The organism is Bradyrhizobium sp. INPA03-11B (assembly GCF_040446015.1).
GTDB classification, from domain to species: domain Bacteria; phylum Pseudomonadota; class Alphaproteobacteria; order Rhizobiales; family Xanthobacteraceae; genus Bradyrhizobium; species Bradyrhizobium macuxiense_A.
In genome coordinates this window covers 1-20,357 of sequence record NZ_JASGSR010000138.1, presented here as the reverse complement: position 1 = coordinate 20,357, position 20,357 = coordinate 1, and the positions used below count along the sequence as shown (strand labels likewise).

Sequence of the window (20,357 nt, the reverse complement as noted above, 5' to 3'; positions counted from 1 at the left end):
TTCATGATGCAGATCATCACATCCGAATTCTACGGGGCTTTCTCCGAAGAGCTTTCGGAAATGCACCGGCTTAGATATCGGGTGTTCAAGGAACGGCTTCGCTGGGAAGTGCAAACGAGCGGTGAGATGGAGATAGATGAATTCGACGCGCTGCGTCCCGTTTACCTGATTCAGCGAGCAAGCGACTACCGCGTTCAGGGCTGCGTGCGACTGCTTCCATCAACGGGTCCGACAATGTTGCGCGACACCTTTCCGGTGTTACTCAATGGGCAACCCTTCGAGGCCAGTCCATCGGTTTGGGAGAGTAGCCGTTTCGCGCTCGATATTATCAGCGAAGCGCGAAGTACGCAGCATGGCCTGACCAGCGCAACCTACGAACTTCTTGCTGGCATGATAGAGTTCGGCCTTTCGCGACAACTCACGAACATTATCACCGTCACCGACGTTCGGATGGAGCGAATCTTGCGCCGTGCAGAATGGCCTCTGCGCCGGACTGGGCCGCCAAGAGAATTCGGCAACACTCAAGCGGTAGCAGGGTATCTTGAAATATCCTGCGATTGCCTGAGGCGAATTCGCCGCGCCGGGAATCTGCAATCACCTGTACTATGGGAGCTTGCAATGAGACCTGCCTAGCCGCAGCAATCACGGCGCGTTCTCATGTCTGCCTCGAATCGATCACCGCAGAGGTACCAGGAAATAGCCCCCTATACCCAATCAGCCGGTATTGGTCTGCGTCATTTGCGATCAGCCGTCGCGGCTGCCGACTGTGGAAGCATCCGGCGGGCGGCAGCACTGCTTGGTATTCGTCATTCCTTGCTAAGCCGCTCGATCAGCCAGCTGGAGCAGCTGGTCGGGGTGCCGCTGTTTCAACGATCAAGCGGAGGAGTTGTACCTACCCATGCCGGACGAAGCATCCTGCGAGTATCGCGAGCGATACTCGAACAGGTCGATGTGCTGGTCGTTACGGGACGTTCCACCGGTCGCGGAGACGCTGGCCGTCTCTCGATCGGGTTTTGCACCTCCATTTCGGCGGGCAACCTGAGGGCGACCCTGGCAGAATTCAAGCGCCGCGCCCCTCAACTTGAACTGGCCACCGTCGAGCGATCACGTGTTCGTCTCATGAGCTCTCTTCAGAACGGTACATTAGATATAGCAATCGTTCCGGGCCAGAACCTGCCAGATAGCAGGCGTCTGCCGGTCTGGAGCGAACGACTCGTTGTTCTGCTTCCCGAAGACCATCGCCTAGCCGCGCTTGAGGTCATTCACTGGACGGATCTCCGCGATGAAACAGTGCTCCTGAGCCGCCACGATCCGGGAACTGACATAGAGGCCCTGATAATCTCCAATCTGGCGGCGGGCGAGAAGCGTCCCAGGATCGAACGGCATGATGTGAGCCACGATATTGTAAAGAGCCTGATCAGCGTTGGACTCGGAATCGGTCTCGTGATGGAGTCAGACATGGGTGCCACCTTCGTGGGCTCGACTTACCGTCACATAGAGGACGGCACTGGCCCGAGTCATATTAGCTTTCATGCTCACTGGCGGGATGACAACGAAAATCCAGCCCTGGATGGCTTCCTCAAGCTTCTGACGGAGCGCTATCCCTCACCGGTTCGCGATTGAGACGCACGGCGCAACTTTGCAAACCCGCGATCAGTTGCCATGAAGCGTGCCAGCATGGCCGCAACAAGCTTGCCTGGGTCGCTGATGGGCTGACCGGATTCACCTGCAAGGACCTTCGCGTAGGCAACCAGATCCCGGTGCACGGAAGCTGGCAATTCGAGACTGACCTTGACAGGCTTGTCGTCAGGTAACGATCCAATCTTGAGCTTGGCAATCAATGTCGTCATCCTCTATATGGCTCGAGAACGAGATCCCGGTTGACGATAACTCGCACCGGGAAGCCCGGCCGAACTGTCAACGTCGGCTGAATGTTGAGACTGCGTCGGACCACCTGTTGGCCGGTTTGATTCAGCGAGTCGCCAGCTCCGCGCCGCAATGCCTGGATAATAGAACTGTCGTTGCTATTGGTGTCCGAGCCGGCACCCAGTTCCGTCCCAACAGCCAGGAACGTCGACAGCGCAGCCGCCTTGAATAGCTCACCCCAATGATTGTCGACCTGGTCTTCGAGCCCCGCGTAACCCGCGGTATCTGACCCGGGCTGCCGCTCGAGAACGATGGAACGCCCATTCGGCATGATCATCCGCGTCCAGACCAGCAGGACGCGGGACTGGCCGAAGGTGACCTGACTATCGTACATGCCGATCAGACGCGCCCCCTGAGGCACAAGCAGAAAGCGTCCCGTCGGCGTATCATAGATGTTCTCGGTAACCTGCGCAGTGATCTGGCCTGGAAGGTCCGATCTTACGCCGGTGATCAGCGCGCCCGGAATGACAGTGCCGGCCTGCACGAGATACGGTGAAACTGGCCTGGTGATGCGGTCAGGACTTACCGTGCGGCGATCCACAGAAGCGTTGACGAAGGCAAGCTTGCGGTCCTGACCGTTCTGCGCAAATCCATCGTCGTTAGCACCCATTGGACCCGGTGGCGCGATGCGGTCGCTCCCTGCACCCGCAGCGGTGGGCTGACGCACTTCTCTCCCGTTGGCCGAAGCAAACAAATGGCTGATGCGGGCTGCTTCGGTCTCCTGGTCCCGGCGCTGCTGATCCGGATCACCGCCGATCGTCGGCGAGCGGCCCTGGGCAGCCAGGATTGGTCGACCGAGGTCGCCGGGGAGCGGCGGACCTAGCTGCGGGATTGCCTGGTGTTGAACGCCATCGTAGTCCTTCGGCAGCGTCGTAATGCCGTCGGCAATATTGTGATGGTCGGTGCTGTAAAGCTCATCGACCGCCTGGTTTCGGTGACGATTGTTCTGCAGTGACCACAACACGGCTCCGCCGATGACAAGCAGAGCAACAGCGCTCCCTCCGGCGAGAACCTTCCGCGACAACCGCGTCACGCGCGGATGCTCTGCTCTCAACCGAAAGATTTCGGACTGCTCGTCCGGCGCTTGTGACGGAATCGCCTGCTCGTGATCATTTCCATTTTGGGTGTTCATGACGACGGCCTCCCGTCAGTCCTGACAATCCTGACCTTCTGCTGGTGCTCACCGCCAAGCCGGAGTTCGGCGGCCGCAAACAGCCGATCAACGATCAACACGTTGCCATAGGCCCGGTAGTTGACGAGCTCGGTCTTGCCGTCAGGCCCGATGACGAAGAGCGGTGGCATCTCACCTTGCACGATGCCTTGCGGGAATTCGATATAGACCTTTCGGCCATCGTCATATACGGCAAGCGGCCGCCATGGCGCGTTGTCCCCTTCGATCGCATAGCGGGAGATCCGCTGCGCCGGATCAGGGAGAACAGGTCTCAGAGCGACCGCACGCGACCGTTCGCGGACGGCTTCCGGATAATACCAGGCAACGGATGGCATGTATGGCCGCTCGCGGGAGCGGAGCTCGATCAGGTAGGTACGCCGGTCGGTATTGACGACGAGGTTGGTCTCGATCGAAGCGCGGGTCGGCTTGACCAGGACATGGACGCGTCGCGTGTCGCCACTCCCGCTCTCGGTATCGCCCACCACCCAGCGCACGGTGTCCCCGGCCGCGATGGGTCCTGATCCCGTCAACTGCTCGCCTTCTTCAAGCGCGATATCCGTGATCTGCCCCGGTGCGGCGTAAATCTGATAAAGCGCCCCGGGACTGTAAGCGTAGACCTGAGCTGCATTAAAATACCCCCGCTTGCGCGGTTCGACCCGGGCCGCGCTATTCGCTGTTTCCACACGGCTTACGGGTTCAGCGTCTTCCTTTCCTCCCGACTTGCCACCGAGAGCCGGCTTCCAGGGCGGCGGAACGTGAAGCGGTCGTGGTGTGTCATCGAGAGACACTGGCGTCGCCGGCAACGGAGGAACGTCAGCGTCATAGCTGATCTCCGGCGGAATGTAGGTCGCGCACCCACCAAGCATCGACGAACATACCAGGAGAGCGTGAAGACATGCTCGCTTGGCGGTCACGAGCCTCGGCCAGGTCGAATCGAGCCTGCTTTGCGCGAAAGGATGCTTCGAATGAAAGTCAGACGGCGTCTTGGTCACTGACCCAACTCCTTTGACCAGTTGATGGCGCGGACGTAGACGCCAAGGGGATTCTTGCGCAGACGTTCGGCATCGCGTGGCATCTCGATCACGACAGTGAGAATCGCGGTCCAACGCTCGGTCGAGCTCAACGAACTGTTGTCGTAGGTGCGCTGGGTCCACGCGATCCGAAAGCTTTCTGAAGACGCGCGAATGACGCTCGAGACATCGATGGAGATTTGGGCCTTGCCCAGCCTGGCAAAGGGGTCGTTGTTGCGCGCATAGTCGTTGAGCGCGGCAGCGCCACGATCGGTCGTAAAATCGTAGGCCCGCAGCCAGTTTTCGCGCAGCACAATGCCGTCGGCTGGCAAGCCCCTGACATCCTCGATAAAGCGGGCCAGATGATAAGCGATCTGCGCGTCAGTGGGCTGATAGTCGATATTGGCCGGCGCAACTCGCTGGGCTTGACCGAGATGATCGACCTCGACCACCCAGGGTGTGATCGACCCTTGACTTGATTGCCAGACAAGGCTGCCTGCGAGACCGGCTGACAACATGAGGCAGCCAAACGCCATCAGCCGCCAGTTCCTGGCTTGCACGCGCGCCGATCCAATGCGTCCGTCCCAAACCTGCGCTGCTTTCTGGTACGGTGTGACCGGCTCGGGCATGCGCCCGTAGTGAACTGATGATCGTTTGAACATTGATAGTTTCCCCCAGGATCAAGTGATCGGTTTCAAGTCGTGCGGTCTCGGTGTTTCGAGCGCTAACCCACGGCGTGTGGCGAAAGCGCATTGGCTGCGTGTCAGCGCTCTCTTTCCGACAAATCGACGGAGGAGCCGCTTCCACCGTGGTCACCCGAGCGCACCGCATGACCCGCTGCCGACGCACCATGCCGAATAGTCTGAGCACGCTTCATGCGGCGCGCCCATTCAGGCTGCCCTTCAGTCGAGGTGCCCGTGGCCTGCTCGCCCGCTTGCCCACCGCCGCCGAGGGCAGCCGCTGCCCGACGCAACGGGTTCATGGCGGCCGAACCGCCAGCCTCCGCGACGCCAGCAAGGCCGCCGCTTCGATAGGCGGCAGATGCGCCGCTCAAGACAGCACCGCCACCGCGCGCGGCGCCCGCCATCGCACCGCCTGCGAGACCAGCGCCGCCAGCGGCGAGACCTGCGCCAGCCGCAACAACACCGCCGGCAGCAAGGCCTGTTCCAATCGCGGCGCCCGCGCCGAGTTGGGGTCCGCCGGAGACCAGGCCGTTTGCGATGCCCGGACCGAAGATACCGAGGCCCAGCAACGAGAGCGCCGCAAGCACCAGCGTCATCGCGTCTTCAATGGTCGGCTGTGCGCCCCCGATGCCAGCAGTGAACTGCGAGAACAGGGTCGATCCAATGCCGACGATGACGGCCAGAACAAGGACCTTGATTCCAGAGGATATGACGTTACCCAGCACCCGCTCTGCCGCAAAGGCGGTCTTGCCAAACAAGCCAAAGGGAATGAGCACGAAGCCGGCCAGCGTCGTGAGCTTGAACTCGATCAGGGTGACAAACAGCTGGATCGCCAGAATGAAGAAGGCGAGCAGAACGACGACCCATGCGAACAGCAGAACAACGATCTGGACGAAATTCTCGAAAAAGCTGATGTAACCCATCAGGCCGGAGATCGACTCGAGCAGTGGCCGGCCGGCGTCGAGGCCAACCTGGGCGATCTTTCCGGGCCGCAGGAAGTCAGCCGCCGAAAGACTGGCGCCGGACGCTTTCAGCCCGAGACCGGTAAAGCTCTCGAAGACCACGCGGGCCAGGCTATTCCAGTTACCGATGAGGTAAGCAAAGACGCCAACGAAGAGCGTCTTCTTGACGAGGCGCGCCATAATGTCCTCATCCGTCCCCCAGCTCCAGAACAACGTAGCCAGCGTGATGTCGATCGCGGCCAATGTCGTTGCGAGGTATCCGACATCGCTACCGAGCAGCCCGAAGCCGTTGTCGATGTAGTGCGTGAACGTTTCCAGGAACTGGTCGATGACCCCTGTACCAGTCATGGCTTGCTCACCTCGGGCGCCGCCGGTTGCGGATAGCCGTGCAGGATCCGGCTCTGATCCTTGGGGGCGGACGCTGTACCGGTTGAATCATCGCGCCCGGCAGCCGCCGTATCGTTCTTCTTGCCAAGGAAGCGACGACGGTTTTCCGCCCAAACCTGCCTGCAATGCTGATAGGCCGCGGTTTGCTCTGCAGCGACGCTGCGGCAGCGGGTGAGATCAGAGCTGGCTGCTCCTGTCGTCTCCGCCGCCTCTGGCGCCGGCAGGGCATCATCTCCGCCACGAAGCTGAATCGTGCAGGCAGTAACGATCAATACACTGATCGTCGCAAGCACGGACAAGGCCTTGAATGCCCTTCCATCGGTCATTGGTGAAACATCTGCACATTGGAGGATTGATAGCCCAGCCCCGGTGTCAGGAACCGCCGAAGCTGTTCTCGTCCCTGATCCTGGGCCGAGGCGCGCTGAGCCGCTTCCAGGCTCTGTGCCCTTCCCTGTGCCGCCACGGCAGCCGTGAGATCGGCGAGCTGTTGCGCCTGAAGGGCGAGGATCTGATTGCCGGCCTGGGTTGCCTGCAGGGCGCCACTGGCACCCTGGCTCGATGTGACGAGCGCCGACGTCTGGATGCGGTTGGTGTCGAGGTTACCGACGACGCCAGCCTGGACCCGGAGTGCGTCCTGCAGCGCCGCAACCGAGTTCTGCCAACGCGACTGGGCGTTGGTGACCAGCATCTGGGTGGACTGGCTGCCGGTGACCGGCGCATAGCTGGTCGAGAACGCGCGATCGATCTGCTGAACGTCGTACGCGATGCGCTGGGCCTGGGCCAGCAATTGCTGGGTCCGCTGTATCGATGATTGCAGTTGCTGCAGCGATGAATACGGCAGGTTGGCCAGATTCCTGGCCTGGTTGATCAGCATCTGCGCCTGGTTCTGCAGCGAGACGATCTGGTTATTGATCTGCTGCAGCGCCCGCGCGGCAGTCAGCACATTCTGGACGTAGTTGCTCGGATCAAAGACGATCAGCGCTTGCGCGGGCATCGCGACGCTAAGCACCAATGCAACGGTGCCGGCGGCCGCCAATAGGCCAAGACGGTTCATAGCGATTTCTCCAGGTTGTTCAGATCGGGGATGAGGTCGGTCGCCCACCCGACGCCACGGTGCTGGAGCCAGGCTGGCACGAAGCCGTCAGGTCCATGTTCGACGAGGAGCTTCGCGATTGCTGTCTGGTCTGTCCTGGAAGAGGCTGCAGTGAAGGCGAGCGCAATTTCGCCAAGACCAAGCTCAAACATCCGGTTGCCGCGACGGGACTGGCAATAGTAGTCCCGCTTTGGTGTTGCCCGGCTCAGAAGCTCGATCTGACGGTCATTCAGGCCGAAACGACGGTAAATTGCGGCGATCTGGGGCTCGATCGCCCGTTCGTTCGGCAGCAAAAGGCGTGTCGGACAGCTTTCGATGATCGCCGGCGCGATTGCAGAGCCATCGATGTCCGAGAGCGACTGGGTAGCGAAGATGACGGACGCATTCTTCTTCCGGAGCGTCTTCAGCCATTCACGGAGCTGGCCGGCGAAATCCTCGTCGTCGAGGGCAAGCCAACCCTCATCAACAATGAGAAGTGTCGGTCGTCCATCGAGACGGTCCGCAATGCGATGGAAGAGATATGCGAGGACGGCCGGCGCCGCGCTCGTTCCGATCAGCCCTTCGGTCTCAAACGCCTGGACCGGGGCCTCGCCAAGACGCTCGAATTCAGCATCAAGCAAGCGGCCGGATGACCCACCAAGGCAATAGGATTGCAAGGCACGTTTGAGGGGGTTGGATTGCAGAAGGACCGACAGGCCGGTCAGGGTGCGCTCCTGCCGTGGCGCCGACGCGAGCGACGTCAGCGCCGACCACAGGTGATCCTTGACCTCCGGGGTGATCTCGATCCTCTCGCGGGCCAGGATCGCGCCGATCCATTCAGTCGCCCATCCCCTTTCCGAAGGATCGTCGATCCAGGCCAGCGGCTGCAGGGCGACAGGGTTTTCGTTCCCTTCGGACAACGCACCGCCCAGATCATGCCAGTCGCCATCCATGGCGAGCGCGGCAGCCCGGATCGAACCGCCAAAATCGAACGCGAAGACCTGGGCATTCGGGTAACGGCGGAACTGCAGTACCATCAAGGCCAGCAACACCGACTTGCCGGCGCCCGTTGGTCCCACCACGAGGGTATGGCCGACATCGCCGACATGCAGTGAAAACCTGAACGGCGTAGACCCCTCGGTCTTGCCGAACAGGAGTGGCGGCCCCCTGAAATGCAGGTCCCTCGCTTCGCCAGCCCACACGGCCGACATCGGAATCATGTGAGCCAGGTTGAGGGTCGAAATCGGCGGCTGCCGTACATTGGCATAGACATGTCCCGGCAAGCTGCCGAGCCATGCTTCGACGGCGTTTACCGTCTCGATCATGCAGGTGAAATCGCGGCCCTGTATGACTTTCTCGGCCAGGCGAAGCTTTTCGTCGGCTACATCGGGATCACCATCCCACACCGTGATGGTTGCCGTGACGAAGGCTTGTCCAATCTGATCCGAACCCAGTTCCTGCAGCGCCGCGTCGGCGTCCATTGCCTTGTTGTGGGCGTCGGTATCGAGCAGCGTCGACGCCTCGCTGGTCACGACCTCCTTGAGAATGGCGCCGATCGATTTTCTCTTGGCGAACCACTGGCGACGAATCCTGGTCAGCAACCTGGTAGCGTCGGTCTTGTCGAGCATGATCGCGCGGGTTGACCAGCGATACGAGAACGCCAGCCGGTTCAGGTCATCCAAAATTCCCGGCGTCGTCGCACCCGGAAAGCCGGCGATCGTCAGAACCCGCAGGTTGGCTGTCCCCAACATCGGTTCAAGCCCTCCGGTCAACGGCTGGTCGGCCAACAGCGCGTCGATGTACATCGGAATTTCCGGCACTCTGACGCGATGACGTTTGGTCGAAATCGTCGAGTGCAGATAGGTCAGCGTGTCCTGATCATCGAGCCAGCAGCATTCGGGCATGAACCCTTCAACGAGCTGCAGAACGCGGCTCGTTTGATCGATAAACCCGCGGAGAATCTCGCGAGCGTCAGCTCCGACGGTGCGATCGCGCCCCTCATAGAGCAGGCGCTCTGCCCTTGCAGCCCCTTCCTCCGGTGGCAGGTAAAGGAACGTCAGGAAATAGCTCGACTCATAGTGAGCGCCGGCCTCCTCGAACTGCGCGCGACGCTCGGCGTCAACCAGCGCGGAGGCGACGTCCGGGAAGCTGCCAGACGGATAAGCGCCCGCAGAGTGACGCTGCGCCTCCACGAACACGGCCCATCCGGATCCCAGTCGACGCAAGGCGTTGTTCAGGCGACCGGCGACCGCGACGAGTTCAGCCGGCACTGCGCTATCCAGATCGGGGCCCCGGAACCTTGCGGTCCGCTGGAACGAACCATCCTTGTTCAGGATGATGCCCTCATCGACAAGGGCTGCCCAGGGGAGGAAGTCCGCCAGACGAGCATTGGAATTGCGATATTCAGCGAGATTCATCATGACCGGGTGCTCAGAGGCTGAGATGGCCGGGAATGCGCAGATGCCGGCGCACCACATCGACGAAGGCCGGATCGCGCCTGGCGGCCCAGACGGCGGCCATGTGGCCGATGAACCAGAGGACCAGCCCTGCAATCCAGAGGCGCAGCCCGAGCCCGAGGGCCGCCGCAAGCGTGCCGTTGACAATCGCGACCGACCTCGGCGCGCCGCCCATCAGGATCGGCTCGGTGAGCGCGCGGTGAACGGGCACGACAAAACCTGAGACCGGCTCGTCCATCAGATCACCACGCCGCCGCCGAACGAAAAGAACGACAGGAAGAAACTTGAGGCGGCGAACGCGATCGACAGACCGAACACGATCTGGATCAGCCTGCGGAAGCCGCCCGACGAGTCCCCGAACGCAAGCGTGAGCCCGGTCACGACGATGATGATGACCGCGATGATCTTGGCGACTGGCCCCTCCACCGACTGCAGGATCTGATTGAGTGGTTGCTCCCACGGCATGTTCGAGCCAGCAGCCCATGCCGGAGAAGACGTCAGAAGCACCGTGCCAAGAGCGGCCGACGATGCACCTCGAAGCGAACGAAATTGCTGACGCATGTCAGTCTCCTGCTGATGAAAGGTTGTAGTCGCCGGTGACGCCAAGCCCCGAAACGGTGGCGAGCTCGGCAAGGCGACGATCTGCACCGCGGCCTGCGAGTACGGCGACAAGGTTGATCGTCTCGGCGATCAGGGCGCGCGGCACTGTGATGACGGCTTCCTGGATCAGTTGCTCGAGACGACGCAGCGCTCCCAGCGCACTGCCCGCATGGATGGTCCCGATGCCACCGGGATGACCGGTACCCCAGGCCTTGAGCAGGTCGAGCGCCTCGGCACCGCGAACCTCGCCAACCGGAATGCGGTCAGGACGAAGCCGTAGCGAGGAGCGAACCAGATCCGACAGCGTCGCAACGCCATCCTTCGTCCGCAAGGCTACAAGATTGGGCGCTGTGCACTGGAGCTCGCGAGTGTCCTCGATCAGCACGACCCGATCGGAAGTCTTGGCTACCTCAGCAAGGAGCGCATTGGTCAAGGTCGTCTTGCCGCTCGACGTCCCACCGGCGACGAGAATGTTCTTGCGAGCACCGACCGCGACCTTCAGGGCTCTGGCCTGCTCCGAAGTCATGATCCCGCCGGCGACGTAGTCGTCGAGCGTGAACACGGCGACCGCCGGCTTGCGGATAGCGAAAGCAGGAGCTGCAACGACTGGAGGTAACAGACCCTCAAAGCGCTCGCCGGTCCCCGGCAGTTCGGCGGAAACCCGTGGCGCGCCCGCGTGCACCTCGGCGCCCACGTGATGCGCCACGAGGCGAACGATGCGCTCACCGTCCGCCGCGGACAGCGTTTGGCCCGTATCGATCAGGCCATTCGACAAGCGGTCGATCCAGAGCCGCCCGTCCGGGTTGAGCATCACCTCGATGATCGCCTCATCTTCGAGGTAGCCGGCTATCGCCGGGCCCAGCGCGCTACGCAGCATTCGCGCGCCGCGCGAGCTCGCCTCCGATTGAAAGGAATGATTTGCCACCGCCGCCCCACCGAACGAGGGCCAGAGGGCCCTCGGATGGCGAACTAGGAAGGCACGATCGGCTCTCCCGCAATGACAACAAATCGAGGATCGTACTCTAGCGTAGAAAGAGAAAACGTCGGCGAACTGACGTGCTGCGTCTACCCGTCTTCTCCAACTCTCAACCCGTCGCGATGCGGAATCTCAAGAACGAACATCCCTCGCAGAGACAAGCACACCGCCTCCCTCACGACCTTCGAGCGGCCTATCTGCGATCTCTTGAAGCGGGTTTGTCTCTTCAACTTTCGGAAAGATCATTGGTGATAGTGGCTTAGAGATCCGCGCAAACGAGGCCGATTTGGTCTTGACCGCAGCGGCCGGGGGAAGTCTCCGCGACCTCGCAGCTTGTTCATCGTGGCCGTGCAGGCTAATGAATCATGCTATTATAAATTGCATTTAGCGACACCGCGAGGAAACATGGCACGGCGCCTTTCGGATAACCAGGATTTCCCCGTCAACCCGCTCGAGCGTTTACTAGGAGAGCTAGAGGAGCGCATCAACGGGATCGCCGCGATGATCGCGGCGGATCATTATGATGTTACGCAAGAGCCTGCCTTCACATCCCGGCTTGCGCAAGAGATCGAGAGCGAACTACGCCGACACCCGATCAACAGGGGCGGATTGCGCCTGGAAGTGGCGACGCAAGATTTGGGCGACCGGGGGCCTGGTGCGCTTGAGAAAAAGGTGGGAGCGGATCTCTATATCTCGCTCGCTCGCCGCGACCTCAAACCACCCGTCAGCAAGGGCATGCTCATGCAAGCGAAGTGGGACGTGACGGCCAACGACCGGAAGCTCGGCAGCCAAATGGCGGAGATGATGGCCAGGTCGGAGGACTCCTATGTTTGGTTTTACGGACCTGATGACGTTACCTGTGCGAAGGCGAGCGATCTTATGCACGACCGCATTCCGTTCCCGTCCTACAGTGTCGGCGAGCTAATCGTAAACGGTTTGAGATGTTCGCTCGGGGATCGAAGCATTGGACGAAATCTGACTCTTGGACGGGCAGACGGCATGAAGAATCAGCTCGCCGCTTTGCGCGCTCCAAACGGATTGTCTCTCGCGGTGGCGAGGAACACAAAGTAGGCAGAGCTGCGCAAGCACTCTGCGGACGGAAGAGCTTCATGTTGTCGTTCGCCTCGCGCAGCCCGCACTAGCCAGTTTCACCGTAAGCCCGCGGAACGCCGAAACGCTGTGAGGCTTCCAGTAATGCCGGAAGGAGACTAGGTCAGTTTTCGTTGACCGGCCCCTGATGAACGATCTCGTCCGGAACCTCACGCAGAAAGCTCTGCCCCTTCTGCAAACGACGTCCGAGCGCCTCCACAAACCCTTCAAAGCGCTCCCTGCCCTTTGCTTGCGCGGCGACCTGGGCATCGTTTGGCAACGGTGGCGTAATCGTCAGCCAGAACCGGATGAAAAGGGCCAGGGTCTCAGCCGTCAAACCGACGTCACGCTCCAGCCTCTGCATCTGACGCGACAGTCGATCGAGGCGCCGGGCAAACGCCGCCTCCCGCCTGTCCGCTCCGTCCGGTGACAGAAACGAAGCAACAGCCGCCTCCACAATCGCAGAGCGGGAGAGATTCTTGCGATCAGCGAGATCCGAGATCTGCTTCAGAAGCTCTGGCGGGAAATAGACGTTCATCCGGTCGCGCATATTGCTCAGAGCTCCATGCCGTCATTCCGGTCCATGGCGACCTGTCGCGCGACGCCACGCATCTGCCGGCGTATGAGCCGGGACTGGCGGATCGCGTCCTCATCGTCATCAAGGACTGCGGCAAACTCCTCTGCCGGCGTCGGCCCGGTCGTCTCCCTGGCAATCGCGACGTGATCGGGGAGCTCGGGCTCGCGACGCAGACCGCTGTTCGCCGTGTCTTCCCCGGCCTCTGCGGCTTTGTCAGTTGAACCTGCCGCCGGCTCCAGCGTTCCGGGCGTTGACCATCCGTCTGTTTGCGATGATCGGCCGGCCGCCGCTGGATCAGGCGGCGGAAAGACCCGTTCGGTGAACCGCCGGTCTTCGTAGTAGCGAACCTTCTTCGCCCGGATCGGCGGCGTGCCCGCCACCATGACGATCTCGTCCATCGGCGGAAGCTGCATGACTTCACCCGGGGTCAGCAGCGCCCTTGCCGTCTCCTGGCGCGAGACCATCAGGTGTCCCAGCCAGGGATTCAACCTGTGCCCGGCATAGTTCTTCATAGCCTTCATTTCGGTCGCCGTACCCAGCGCGTCGGATACTCGCCTGGCGGTTCGCTCGTCGTTGGTCGCGAAGCTGACGCGGACGTGGCAATTGTCGAGGATCGCGTTGTTGGGTCCATAGGCCTTCTCGATCTGATTGAGCGATTGCGCGATCAGGAAGCTCTTGAGGCCGTATCCCGCCATGAAGGCGAGCGCTGACTCGAAGAAATCAAGCCGCCCGAGTGCCGGAAACTCGTCAAGCATCATCAGGACTCGATGCCGGCGATCACGGGCCTGCAAGTCCTCGGTCAGGCGCCTGCCGATCTGGTTCAGCACCAGACGGATCAGCGGTTTGGTCCGCGAGATATCGGAAGGCGGCACTACGAGGTACAGCGTCGTCGGACGGCTATCCCCGACCAGATCCGCAATTCGCCAGTCGCAGCGACTGGTCACCTGGGCCACGACGGGATCGCGGTAGAGTCCAAGGAACGACATGGCGGTGGACAGGACACCCGAACGTTCGTTCTCGGATTTGTTGAGAAGCTCGCGGGCGGTCGAGGCGACCACGGGATGGGCGCCCTGCTCGCCAAGATGCGGTGTGGTCATCATCGCCTTCAACGTGGCCTCAATCGGCCGCTTCGGGTCGGACAGGAAGGCCGCCACGCCAGCCAGGGTCTTGTCGGCCTCTGCATAGAGGATGTGGAGAATGGCCCCGACCAGGAGCGAATGACTCGTCTTCTCCCAATGGTTCCGCTTGTCGAGCGAGCCTTCGGGGTCGACCAGGACGTCGGCAACGTTCTGGACGTCGCGAACCTCCCATTCACCGCGCCGAACCTCGAGCAGCGGGTTGTAGGCTGAAGACTTTGGGTTGGTCGGGTCGAACAGCAGGACGCGGCCATGACGCGAGCGGAAGCCGGCGGTCAGTTGCCAGTTCTCGCCCTTGATGTCGTGCACGATGGCCGAGCCCGGCCAGGCCAGTAACGAGGGAACCACGAGCCCCACACCTTTGCCGGACCGGGTGGGTGCAAAACACAACACGTGCTCCGGCCCGTCGTGGCGGAGGTAGTCGCGGTCGAGCTTGCCCAGCACCACACCATCCTGACCGAGAAGTCCGACCGCTCGAACCTCCTCTGCCTCAGCCCAGCGCGCCGAACCATAGGTCTCGACATTCCTGGCGTCACGCGCTCGCCAAACCGACATGCCGATCGCCACCGCGATCGAAACGAACGTTCCCGAAGCGGCGATCAAGGCTCCCTCGACAAAGACCTGAGGCGCGTAGGCGTCGTAAACGAACCACCACCAGAAGAAGACCGGCGGGTGGTAGACCTTGAAGCCCGACAGCTCGAACCAGGGACGCCCAAGCTCCGGTTGCCAGGCGAGCCGCCAGGCCGTCCACTCGGTTGCTCCCCAGATGGCGAGCAGAACGATCAGACCAACGACGACCAGCTGTCCCCAGAGGATTTTGGTTCCGGACATCCCAAGCGCCCTTCCGCAACTGAGTTGGCGAGATAGCTAGAGGCCGAGGTCTTGCTTGCGCCCAAAGCCCCATTCAATGCCGCCACCGTCCTTCATGACGCCGTTGACGTGTTGGCCGAGCCTCTGTTCGAGCTCGCGCGACCAGGGCACGAGCTGGAACCCCAGGCCGTTATCGATCATCGCAAAACGTCCTGAGGTGAGCGTCAGGCGCTCGCGGTAGGCGCCGGCCACATGCTCACCGGAGGCGGCCTTCATGTAAGGCAGGCCCGTGTCGGCACTGACCTTTGCCCCCACCTCATCCAGTTCGCGTCGGCGCAACGTATTCAGGAGGTCGCGCTGCAGGACAATGCGCTGGCCATGCCGCCGCGCCAGCCCCTCCTGGATCAGGTGCTCGGTACGAGCTTCCATGGCGTCGCGGGTCTCACGGCCGAATCCCCCCATGGCGAGCGGCAGTGGATCACGCTCGACGATCCTGTGGTCGAGCCAGGTCGCCCCTCTTGCCGTGACCTGTCCACCAAGATCGAGATCGGAACGGGTTGCGAGTCCCAGGGTGGGGCGCGGATCACCGGTCTGTCCGAAGCGCCGGACTTCGACGATGCCGCCGATCGGCGGTGCATGTTCGAAGGCCTCGATGCCTTGGAAGCGGACGTGATGCGCGCGGCCGTCTGTTCCGTCGATCAGGGCCCAGGCTTCGCCAGTCAGTTCGTCATGCAATCCCCGACCGACCAGCCGTCCGATGATCCGGGACGTCGGCTGTCCACCTTCGATGACGTAGTCGGCGACGCCACGCGGTTCACCACGCTCGGTAAAGGCGCGGTGCATGGACTTGATGATGTCGCCGCGCACGCCGAGGTCGCGCAAGCTACGCTCGGCTTCGAGCCCAAGCATCCACTCCCCGGGTGCACCTGATGCTGCGAGTCCCATCTTTTCCAGATGTTGAAGGCGGCCAACCATCAAGCGCCGGATTTCGGGATCGAACAGTCCGGGATTCCCGGGGCGCAGGTCGATGGCACCGGTTTCATCGGCTGCCAGCCTGATCTCCTGATCAAGCCGCGTCCATCGCTCCGCCGTGACTTCCCTCTTCAGCGAACTGCGGATTTCGTGCTCCGGCTTCGGACCCAGTTCGATGGCGACCAGTTCTTCGGCGCGCGAACGCAGGCCCCGACTGATGTAGTCGCGGGACATGACTAGATCGGCGCCTTCCTGGTCGATTCCTCGAACGAGAAGATGGACGTGGGGGTTGTCCGTATTCCAGTGATCGACCGCCACCCAATCGAGCCGCGTGCCGAGATCGGTCTCCATCTGCCTGGCAAGATCGCGGGTGAAAGCCCTGAGGTCGGTCATGTCGCCGGCGTCCTCGGGCGAGACGATGAACCGGAAATGATGGCGGTCGTCCTTACAGCGCTCTGCGAAGGAAATCCCGTCATCACGGTCGCTGCCAGCATCGAACATCTCGGCCCGCTCACCACTTCGTGTCACGCCATCGCGCTTCAGATACAAGAGGTGGGCAGTCAGTGGTGCCGAACGGAAGGCTCGTCCCTTGTGTCGAACAACACGCGCCTTAACCACGACACGACGTGTCGGGCTGAACAACCGGCTCCGACTGAAGGCGAGCCGGCCACGGCCAAAGGTCGAACGTCCATAGACCGCAGAACGGCTGCCAGATGCAGCCTGGCCTGAGGTGTGTCCGGCTTTCTTGGCCGCACGCAGCACCTGATTAATGAAGCTCTTTTGCTTCGGCGCGCGCGTGCCGCGGATACGACCCGGCCGAATATGCAGATCGCTGTCGCCTGCGGTCATGGCCGGGCCTCGAATACTGCACTTCTACTTACAGTGCCGAAATCATCCTTGAATCTTCTGACGAAAATCCAAAGCGCGGCACGCGCCCCGACCGACCGGCACGATAGAACCCAAGCCATGCCAATGGCTTGCGGTTCGACCGGCGAGCCCCTTTTATCTCGCCGTTCTGCCGTCGTGTTTGCCCACTGCCCTCCTCCTTCCGCCAGTTGCTCGCTGAAACACGCCATGGCTTGCGAACCCGCACACCTGCTCATTGCGATGCACCCGAACCCGATCGAGGAACGAACACGCCAACAGACCGAGGGACCATAGGCGAAACATCGGGCAGTGAGATTGCAGTCGCGGCACCGCTCGATGGCATGATCGCCGGTAACCGATCACGCGTTTTCGTCGGCTCGGACCGCATGACGAACAGCGTCGCAGTTGGTGATGACTGTCCGCCGGACGTCCGCGTCGGCGGCAGTTCGATGGCAAGCAGATTTGCAATCCTAGCCACATATGCGCGCGTCTCGTCTGGCAAAGGGCCACCTGCGAGATACTCTTCATAGCGAGATGGTCCCGCGTTGTAGGTGGCAAACACGCCAGGCGAACCATAGCGATCGAGCAGCTCGCGCAGATATGCCGTGCCGGCCAGAATGTTGTCGTGCGGGTCGTAGGGATCGCTTCCGAGATTGTAGCGCTGGCGAAGTTCTGCCCAGGTCGCCGGCATGAGTTGCATCAAGCCCATTGCGCCTTTGAGCGATCTGGCGTGCACGTCATCAGCACTCTCGACACTCTGGACTGATTGGATCCAGTTCGGCGGAATGGCAAAGCGTTGCGAGGCTTCATTGACAAAGCCCGCAAGCGAGTTAGTGCCCTGAAGCTTCGCCGGAGCAGCGTCTGCTCCGCTCTGTGCGAGAACAGCACTGCCGGACGCGGTCAGGAGAAGCATCAGGGGCACGACAGCACAAACTCGCGTACCCAACCGGGCCAGCCATGCCGTCGTGCTCGCGCCCGTCCAGGGTAAAGCTGCTTCGCGCCGGCCGGTCGGCCGCCCTGGACCGGCGCTGCGCGCGCAGGCCTTGCGGGCATTGATCGGGACGGAGGAATGATCCCGCAATCGATCAAACAGAGGAATGGCGAAGCGAACACGTGGAACACGCACGTTCACTCCTCCCAGGTCCACACCGGCAGCGCACGGCCAATCACGGCCGATGCCGGAAGAAATCCAAAATACCGGCCATCAAGAGAGGCATGCGACTGCCAGTTCATGAGAAAGAGCTCGCCATCGCCGACGACGCGACAGCCCTGCCATTTCGGCAGTGGCCGGCCGCGTCCATCGTAGTCGCGCGCCTCGCCCACCACGATGGAATCGACCGAAATCGTGAGACCGCTTCTACAAACCGTCTGCCCTGGCAGCGCCAGCACGCGCTTGAGCATAGGGACGCCGACCGGCAAATAGCCGTTAATGTCGAGAAAGGTGGCGAGCGGTTCCGGAGGCTGAACTGCAACCAGCTCGGTGACCTGAAAATGCATTGCTGGCCGCAAACGATAGAGACCAATTGGTACGCTCGCCGATGCGTTCCAGATGTAAAGCGGAAGCGGCTCCAGAGCGATCGTCGCCGCGAGTGCAGCAGCAGCCCCAAACGTTGTGGTCAGCGTCTTCAAGCGGCCTGTCATCGCATCACTCTCTGACGGTGAAGCCAGGCCTTGTGGCGCGCTCTCGTATATGGACGCGGGTTTTCGTTGACCGACAGGCGGTTATGAACGTGATGCCAATGATCAGGGGCGACGTCAGCGGGATCGATGCCGAGCGCCTCAACGGCATCGGTCATTTGCAGCACGCGCTCGACCTTCGGCCAGCCTGACAGGCGCAGCAGAATCTCTCCGCCGGGTGTCACATAAGGGACGGTCGAGCAGCGCTGTCCAGGCGCGACCGCGCGCAGGATGTCGATCCGCGAACTGATCGTGCCACAGTCGTTGGAAGTCCAACGGACGAAGGCAAAGATGCTGCCGGGTGCAACTGACAGGATGCGCCGGTGGCGATCAAGCTTGCGTTCCTTGACGATGCGACCGAACCGAATGCGGTTTTCGATCCGCTTCTCGAGCCACAGCACTTCCACTTCGGTGAGATCACTCATGTCACCGCTCCCTGAAGCTCGAACCGGTAGCTGCGAGCTTTGGGGCGGACGGTGAAGCGAGTGCGCGGTTTCTGAAGGCAGGCGGGACTGATGGCCCGACGTTGCCAGTCGCCTCCAATGCAGCTTGTGGCCTGGTCCGTTAGAAGAAATCCGAAGGATTTCCGGTTAGTGAAGTTAGAGCGGCCGGAAAGCGCATAGAAACAAGCTCTTACGCTCGATTCCGGTCCCCGATAGCACGAGGATCGGGTCCCCGATAGCACGAGGGTTGCGGTCCCCGATAGCACGAGCTGATTCACAGCTTGTCCTCCTGATCTGGAATGAGACCGCGGCGGCGCAGGCGTGCCGTTAAGGGATCGACGGGCGCAGGCGCGAAATTCAGCCGCTCGGCGCCATTCGGATCGCGCGTGAGCACGAGCTGATAGCCGGGCAATGTCTGGCGCTGGACGATCTCCCGGACGTCGTAAGCGAAGTGTTTGAGCGGCGAGAGGATGCCGGACTTGGCATGGAGGTGCACAAGGTCAAAGCTCCAGCCGCCATCCTGGCGGCCGCCGTGCTTGCGCACGAGACGGTAGAGCCACCGCTCAAGTCCGCCCGTCAGATCGAAATAGGCGCGGTCGATCGTGAGCACCAGCGAGTCATCGATTACGCCGGCGTAGAACCAGTCAGGCAGGATCAGTTCGAGTCCAAACGGGCGACCATTTGCGTCCGCTGTCTCCTTCCACTCGTTGATCCAGGAGAAGCGGTGCCGTCGCCGCTCTGTCGGCTGGCGGATCGACGTCTGCACGGTCGTTGCCTGCAATCTGTCGAGCCCAGCCTTCAGCCGGTCATAGTCACGCGCGCTGGTGCCGCGACCGACAAACGTCAGAATCTCGTAAGGCGTTGCAGCCATCAGGCGCGACGTCTTCAAGCCGGCGTCACGGGCTTCGACAATCTGGGACGCTGCCCAGATCAAAACGTCTGCATCCCAGATGGTCGCCATGCCGTGTTCCGGCACAGCCTCGACACGAATCGCGATCGCGCCGGCACGGAAATCGATCGGTACAACCCGCTTCGTCTTTGCGAGCGAGAAGAACGGATAAGCCATCAGATCCTGCGCGTCGCGGGGCGCGAGACCGCCGGGCAGCGCCCGAAAGAGCTCAAGCTGATCGCGCTCGGAATGGTGTTTGCGGGACATCGTCACTGCTCTGCGCGACAATCAGCGTCGTTCCTGGCCCGCATACGGGCGCAGGATCGGCTGCTTTCTGGCCGGCAGCACGGTCCCCTTCCCGGGGTCAGATGTTGAAGTCCTGGCGCCGAGATCAGCCCACGCTTTCAGGTCATCTACGGCGTAAACGACGCGTCCACCAATCTTGCGATAAGTCGGTCCGGTGCCGTATGTCCGGTGCTTCTCGAGCGTACGCCCCGAGAGGCCAAGGTAACGCGCAGCCTCCGGTGTACGCAGGAAGCGCGGGGGTAGACCGGCCATCGGATCGGGCATTTGAGGACTCCAGGATGACGGCGCACCGCGGTTTGCGGCGCCAGCGTGTGTGCGGTCATCATGGAGAAGCGCGGTGTCGGAGGG

Annotated in this window: 22 protein-coding genes; 3 read left to right on the top strand and 19 right to left on the bottom strand. The window is 61.8% G+C overall.

Annotation, left to right across the window (positions count from 1 at the left end):
• The first annotated feature begins 3 nt into the window (after nt 1-3).
• Together QMZ05_RS35200 and QMZ05_RS35195 are read left to right on the top strand one after the other, a co-directional pair.
• Nucleotides 4-633 carry an acyl-homoserine-lactone synthase gene (locus QMZ05_RS35200; protein WP_353704932.1) on the top strand — a complete coding sequence of 210 codons (630 nt, stop codon included), beginning with the start codon at nt 4-6 and terminating at the stop codon, nt 631-633.
• Nucleotides 634-657: 24 nt separating this feature from the next.
• Nucleotides 658-1,623, top strand: a complete 966-nt coding sequence (locus QMZ05_RS35195) for a LysR family transcriptional regulator (RefSeq protein ID WP_353704928.1) — start codon at nt 658-660, stop codon at nt 1,621-1,623.
• Here QMZ05_RS35195 and QMZ05_RS35190 read toward each other — a convergent pair.
• The 11 genes from QMZ05_RS35190 to trbB all read right to left on the bottom strand — a co-directional run bounded on the left by QMZ05_RS35190 (nt 1,599) and on the right by trbB (nt 11,144).
• On the bottom strand, nt 1,599-1,838 hold the full coding sequence (locus QMZ05_RS35190) for a DUF2274 domain-containing protein (protein ID WP_353704931.1): 240 nt from the start codon (nt 1,836-1,838) through the stop codon (nt 1,599-1,601). The genes QMZ05_RS35195 and QMZ05_RS35190 overlap by 25 nt on opposite strands.
• 8 nt (nt 1,839-1,846) lie before the next feature.
• The gene (locus QMZ05_RS35185) at nt 1,847-3,058 is read right to left on the bottom strand and encodes a TrbI/VirB10 family protein (RefSeq protein WP_353704927.1); all 1,212 of its coding nucleotides are present in this window, start codon (nt 3,056-3,058) and stop codon (nt 1,847-1,849) included.
• The gene (trbG, locus tag QMZ05_RS35180; RefSeq protein ID WP_353704926.1) at nt 3,055-4,089 is read right to left on the bottom strand and encodes a P-type conjugative transfer protein TrbG; all 1,035 of its coding nucleotides are present in this window, start codon (nt 4,087-4,089) and stop codon (nt 3,055-3,057) included. The genes QMZ05_RS35185 and trbG overlap by 4 nt, the downstream gene beginning before the upstream one ends.
• The gene (gene trbF, locus QMZ05_RS35175) at nt 4,086-4,769 is read right to left on the bottom strand and encodes a conjugal transfer protein TrbF (RefSeq protein ID WP_353704925.1); all 684 of its coding nucleotides are present in this window, start codon (nt 4,767-4,769) and stop codon (nt 4,086-4,088) included. Before trbF ends, trbG begins: the two co-directional genes overlap by 4 nt.
• 101 nt (nt 4,770-4,870) lie before the next feature.
• Entirely contained in the window at nt 4,871-6,100 is a 1,230-nt protein-coding gene (trbL, locus tag QMZ05_RS35170; RefSeq protein ID WP_353704924.1) for a P-type conjugative transfer protein TrbL, read from the bottom strand.
• Entirely contained in the window at nt 6,097-6,465 is a 369-nt protein-coding gene (gene trbK-alt / locus QMZ05_RS35165; protein WP_353704923.1) for a putative entry exclusion protein TrbK-alt, read from the bottom strand. The genes trbL and trbK-alt overlap by 4 nt, the downstream gene beginning before the upstream one ends.
• Complete coding sequence (trbJ, locus tag QMZ05_RS35160) at nt 6,462-7,193, bottom strand: P-type conjugative transfer protein TrbJ (RefSeq protein WP_353704922.1); 732 nt, start codon at nt 7,191-7,193, stop codon at nt 6,462-6,464. Before trbJ ends, trbK-alt begins: the two co-directional genes overlap by 4 nt.
• On the bottom strand, nt 7,190-9,631 hold the full coding sequence (gene trbE / locus QMZ05_RS35155; RefSeq protein WP_353704921.1) for a conjugal transfer protein TrbE: 2,442 nt from the start codon (nt 9,629-9,631) through the stop codon (nt 7,190-7,192). Before trbE ends, trbJ begins: the two co-directional genes overlap by 4 nt.
• 10 nt (nt 9,632-9,641) lie before the next feature.
• Complete coding sequence (locus QMZ05_RS35150; protein WP_353704920.1) at nt 9,642-9,905, bottom strand: VirB3 family type IV secretion system protein; 264 nt, start codon at nt 9,903-9,905, stop codon at nt 9,642-9,644.
• The gene (locus QMZ05_RS35145) at nt 9,905-10,228 is read right to left on the bottom strand and encodes a TrbC/VirB2 family protein (protein WP_353704919.1); all 324 of its coding nucleotides are present in this window, start codon (nt 10,226-10,228) and stop codon (nt 9,905-9,907) included. Before QMZ05_RS35145 ends, QMZ05_RS35150 begins: the two co-directional genes overlap by 1 nt.
• 1 nt (nt 10,229) lies before the next feature.
• Entirely contained in the window at nt 10,230-11,144 is a 915-nt protein-coding gene (trbB, locus tag QMZ05_RS35140) for a P-type conjugative transfer ATPase TrbB (protein WP_353704918.1), read from the bottom strand.
• 504 nt (nt 11,145-11,648) lie between these two features.
• Between trbB and QMZ05_RS35135 the strand changes: the two genes are divergently transcribed.
• Nucleotides 11,649-12,314, top strand: a complete 666-nt coding sequence (locus QMZ05_RS35135) for a hypothetical protein (RefSeq protein WP_353704917.1) — start codon at nt 11,649-11,651, stop codon at nt 12,312-12,314.
• Between the two features lie 142 nt (nt 12,315-12,456).
• Here the strand turns inward: QMZ05_RS35135 and QMZ05_RS35130 are convergent, their stop codons facing one another.
• The 8 genes from QMZ05_RS35130 to QMZ05_RS35095 form a co-directional block, all read right to left on the bottom strand.
• Complete coding sequence (locus tag QMZ05_RS35130; protein WP_353704916.1) at nt 12,457-12,882, bottom strand: CopG family transcriptional regulator; 426 nt, start codon at nt 12,880-12,882, stop codon at nt 12,457-12,459.
• A 5-nt stretch (nt 12,883-12,887) separates the two neighbouring features.
• Nucleotides 12,888-14,876 carry a conjugal transfer protein TraG gene (locus tag QMZ05_RS35125; RefSeq protein WP_353704915.1) on the bottom strand — a complete coding sequence of 663 codons (1,989 nt, stop codon included), beginning with the start codon at nt 14,874-14,876 and terminating at the stop codon, nt 12,888-12,890.
• Nucleotides 14,877-14,912: 36 nt separating this feature from the next.
• Nucleotides 14,913-16,676 carry a DUF3363 domain-containing protein gene (locus QMZ05_RS35120; RefSeq protein WP_353704914.1) on the bottom strand — a complete coding sequence of 588 codons (1,764 nt, stop codon included), beginning with the start codon at nt 16,674-16,676 and terminating at the stop codon, nt 14,913-14,915.
• Nucleotides 16,677-16,926: 250 nt separating this feature from the next.
• Entirely contained in the window at nt 16,927-17,820 is an 894-nt protein-coding gene (locus QMZ05_RS35115) for a lytic transglycosylase domain-containing protein (RefSeq protein ID WP_353704913.1), read from the bottom strand.
• 2 nt (nt 17,821-17,822) lie between these two features.
• On the bottom strand, nt 17,823-18,335 hold the full coding sequence (locus QMZ05_RS35110; RefSeq protein WP_353704912.1) for a S26 family signal peptidase: 513 nt from the start codon (nt 18,333-18,335) through the stop codon (nt 17,823-17,825).
• Nucleotides 18,332-18,796: a DUF2840 domain-containing protein gene (locus tag QMZ05_RS35105; RefSeq protein WP_353704911.1), complete on the bottom strand. Its 465-nt coding sequence runs from the start codon at nt 18,794-18,796 to the stop codon at nt 18,332-18,334. Before QMZ05_RS35105 ends, QMZ05_RS35110 begins: the two co-directional genes overlap by 4 nt.
• Before the next feature lie 292 nt (nt 18,797-19,088).
• Nucleotides 19,089-19,970: a replication initiator protein A gene (locus QMZ05_RS35100; protein WP_353704930.1), complete on the bottom strand. Its 882-nt coding sequence runs from the start codon at nt 19,968-19,970 to the stop codon at nt 19,089-19,091.
• A gap of 21 nt (nt 19,971-19,991) precedes the next feature.
• The gene (locus tag QMZ05_RS35095) at nt 19,992-20,273 is read right to left on the bottom strand and encodes a helix-turn-helix domain-containing protein (RefSeq protein WP_353704929.1); all 282 of its coding nucleotides are present in this window, start codon (nt 20,271-20,273) and stop codon (nt 19,992-19,994) included.
• Nucleotides 20,274-20,357 lie beyond the last annotated feature (84 nt).

Bases quoted from the DNA above. Each gene is read 5' to 3' on its own strand.
- QMZ05_RS35200 (WP_353704932.1), top strand. From the start codon at position 4: ATGATGCAGATCATCACATCCGAATTCTACGGGGCTTTCTCCGAAGAG.
- QMZ05_RS35195 (WP_353704928.1), top strand. From the start codon at position 658: ATGTCTGCCTCGAATCGATCACCGCAGAGGTACCAGGAAATAGCCCCC.
- QMZ05_RS35185 (WP_353704927.1), bottom strand. From the start codon at position 3,058: ATGAACACCCAAAATGGAAATGATCACGAGCAGGCGATTCCGTCACAA.
- trbF (WP_353704925.1), bottom strand. From the start codon at position 4,769: ATGTTCAAACGATCATCAGTTCACTACGGGCGCATGCCCGAGCCGGTC.
- trbL (WP_353704924.1), bottom strand. From the start codon at position 6,100: ATGACTGGTACAGGGGTCATCGACCAGTTCCTGGAAACGTTCACGCAC.
- trbK-alt (WP_353704923.1), bottom strand. From the start codon at position 6,465: ATGACCGATGGAAGGGCATTCAAGGCCTTGTCCGTGCTTGCGACGATC.
- trbJ (WP_353704922.1), bottom strand. From the start codon at position 7,193: ATGAACCGTCTTGGCCTATTGGCGGCCGCCGGCACCGTTGCATTGGTG.
- trbE (WP_353704921.1), bottom strand. From the start codon at position 9,631: ATGATGAATCTCGCTGAATATCGCAATTCCAATGCTCGTCTGGCGGAC.
- QMZ05_RS35150 (WP_353704920.1), bottom strand. From the start codon at position 9,905: ATGGACGAGCCGGTCTCAGGTTTTGTCGTGCCCGTTCACCGCGCGCTC.
- QMZ05_RS35145 (WP_353704919.1), bottom strand. From the start codon at position 10,228: ATGCGTCAGCAATTTCGTTCGCTTCGAGGTGCATCGTCGGCCGCTCTT.
- trbB (WP_353704918.1), bottom strand. From the start codon at position 11,144: ATGCTGCGTAGCGCGCTGGGCCCGGCGATAGCCGGCTACCTCGAAGAT.
- QMZ05_RS35135 (WP_353704917.1), top strand. From the start codon at position 11,649: ATGGCACGGCGCCTTTCGGATAACCAGGATTTCCCCGTCAACCCGCTC.
- QMZ05_RS35130 (WP_353704916.1), bottom strand. From the start codon at position 12,882: ATGCGCGACCGGATGAACGTCTATTTCCCGCCAGAGCTTCTGAAGCAG.
- QMZ05_RS35125 (WP_353704915.1), bottom strand. From the start codon at position 14,876: ATGTCCGGAACCAAAATCCTCTGGGGACAGCTGGTCGTCGTTGGTCTG.
- QMZ05_RS35120 (WP_353704914.1), bottom strand. From the start codon at position 16,676: ATGACCGCAGGCGACAGCGATCTGCATATTCGGCCGGGTCGTATCCGC.
- QMZ05_RS35110 (WP_353704912.1), bottom strand. From the start codon at position 18,335: ATGACAGGCCGCTTGAAGACGCTGACCACAACGTTTGGGGCTGCTGCT.
- QMZ05_RS35105 (WP_353704911.1), bottom strand. From the start codon at position 18,796: ATGAGTGATCTCACCGAAGTGGAAGTGCTGTGGCTCGAGAAGCGGATC.
- QMZ05_RS35100 (WP_353704930.1), bottom strand. From the start codon at position 19,970: ATGTCCCGCAAACACCATTCCGAGCGCGATCAGCTTGAGCTCTTTCGG.
- QMZ05_RS35095 (WP_353704929.1), bottom strand. From the start codon at position 20,273: ATGCCCGATCCGATGGCCGGTCTACCCCCGCGCTTCCTGCGTACACCG.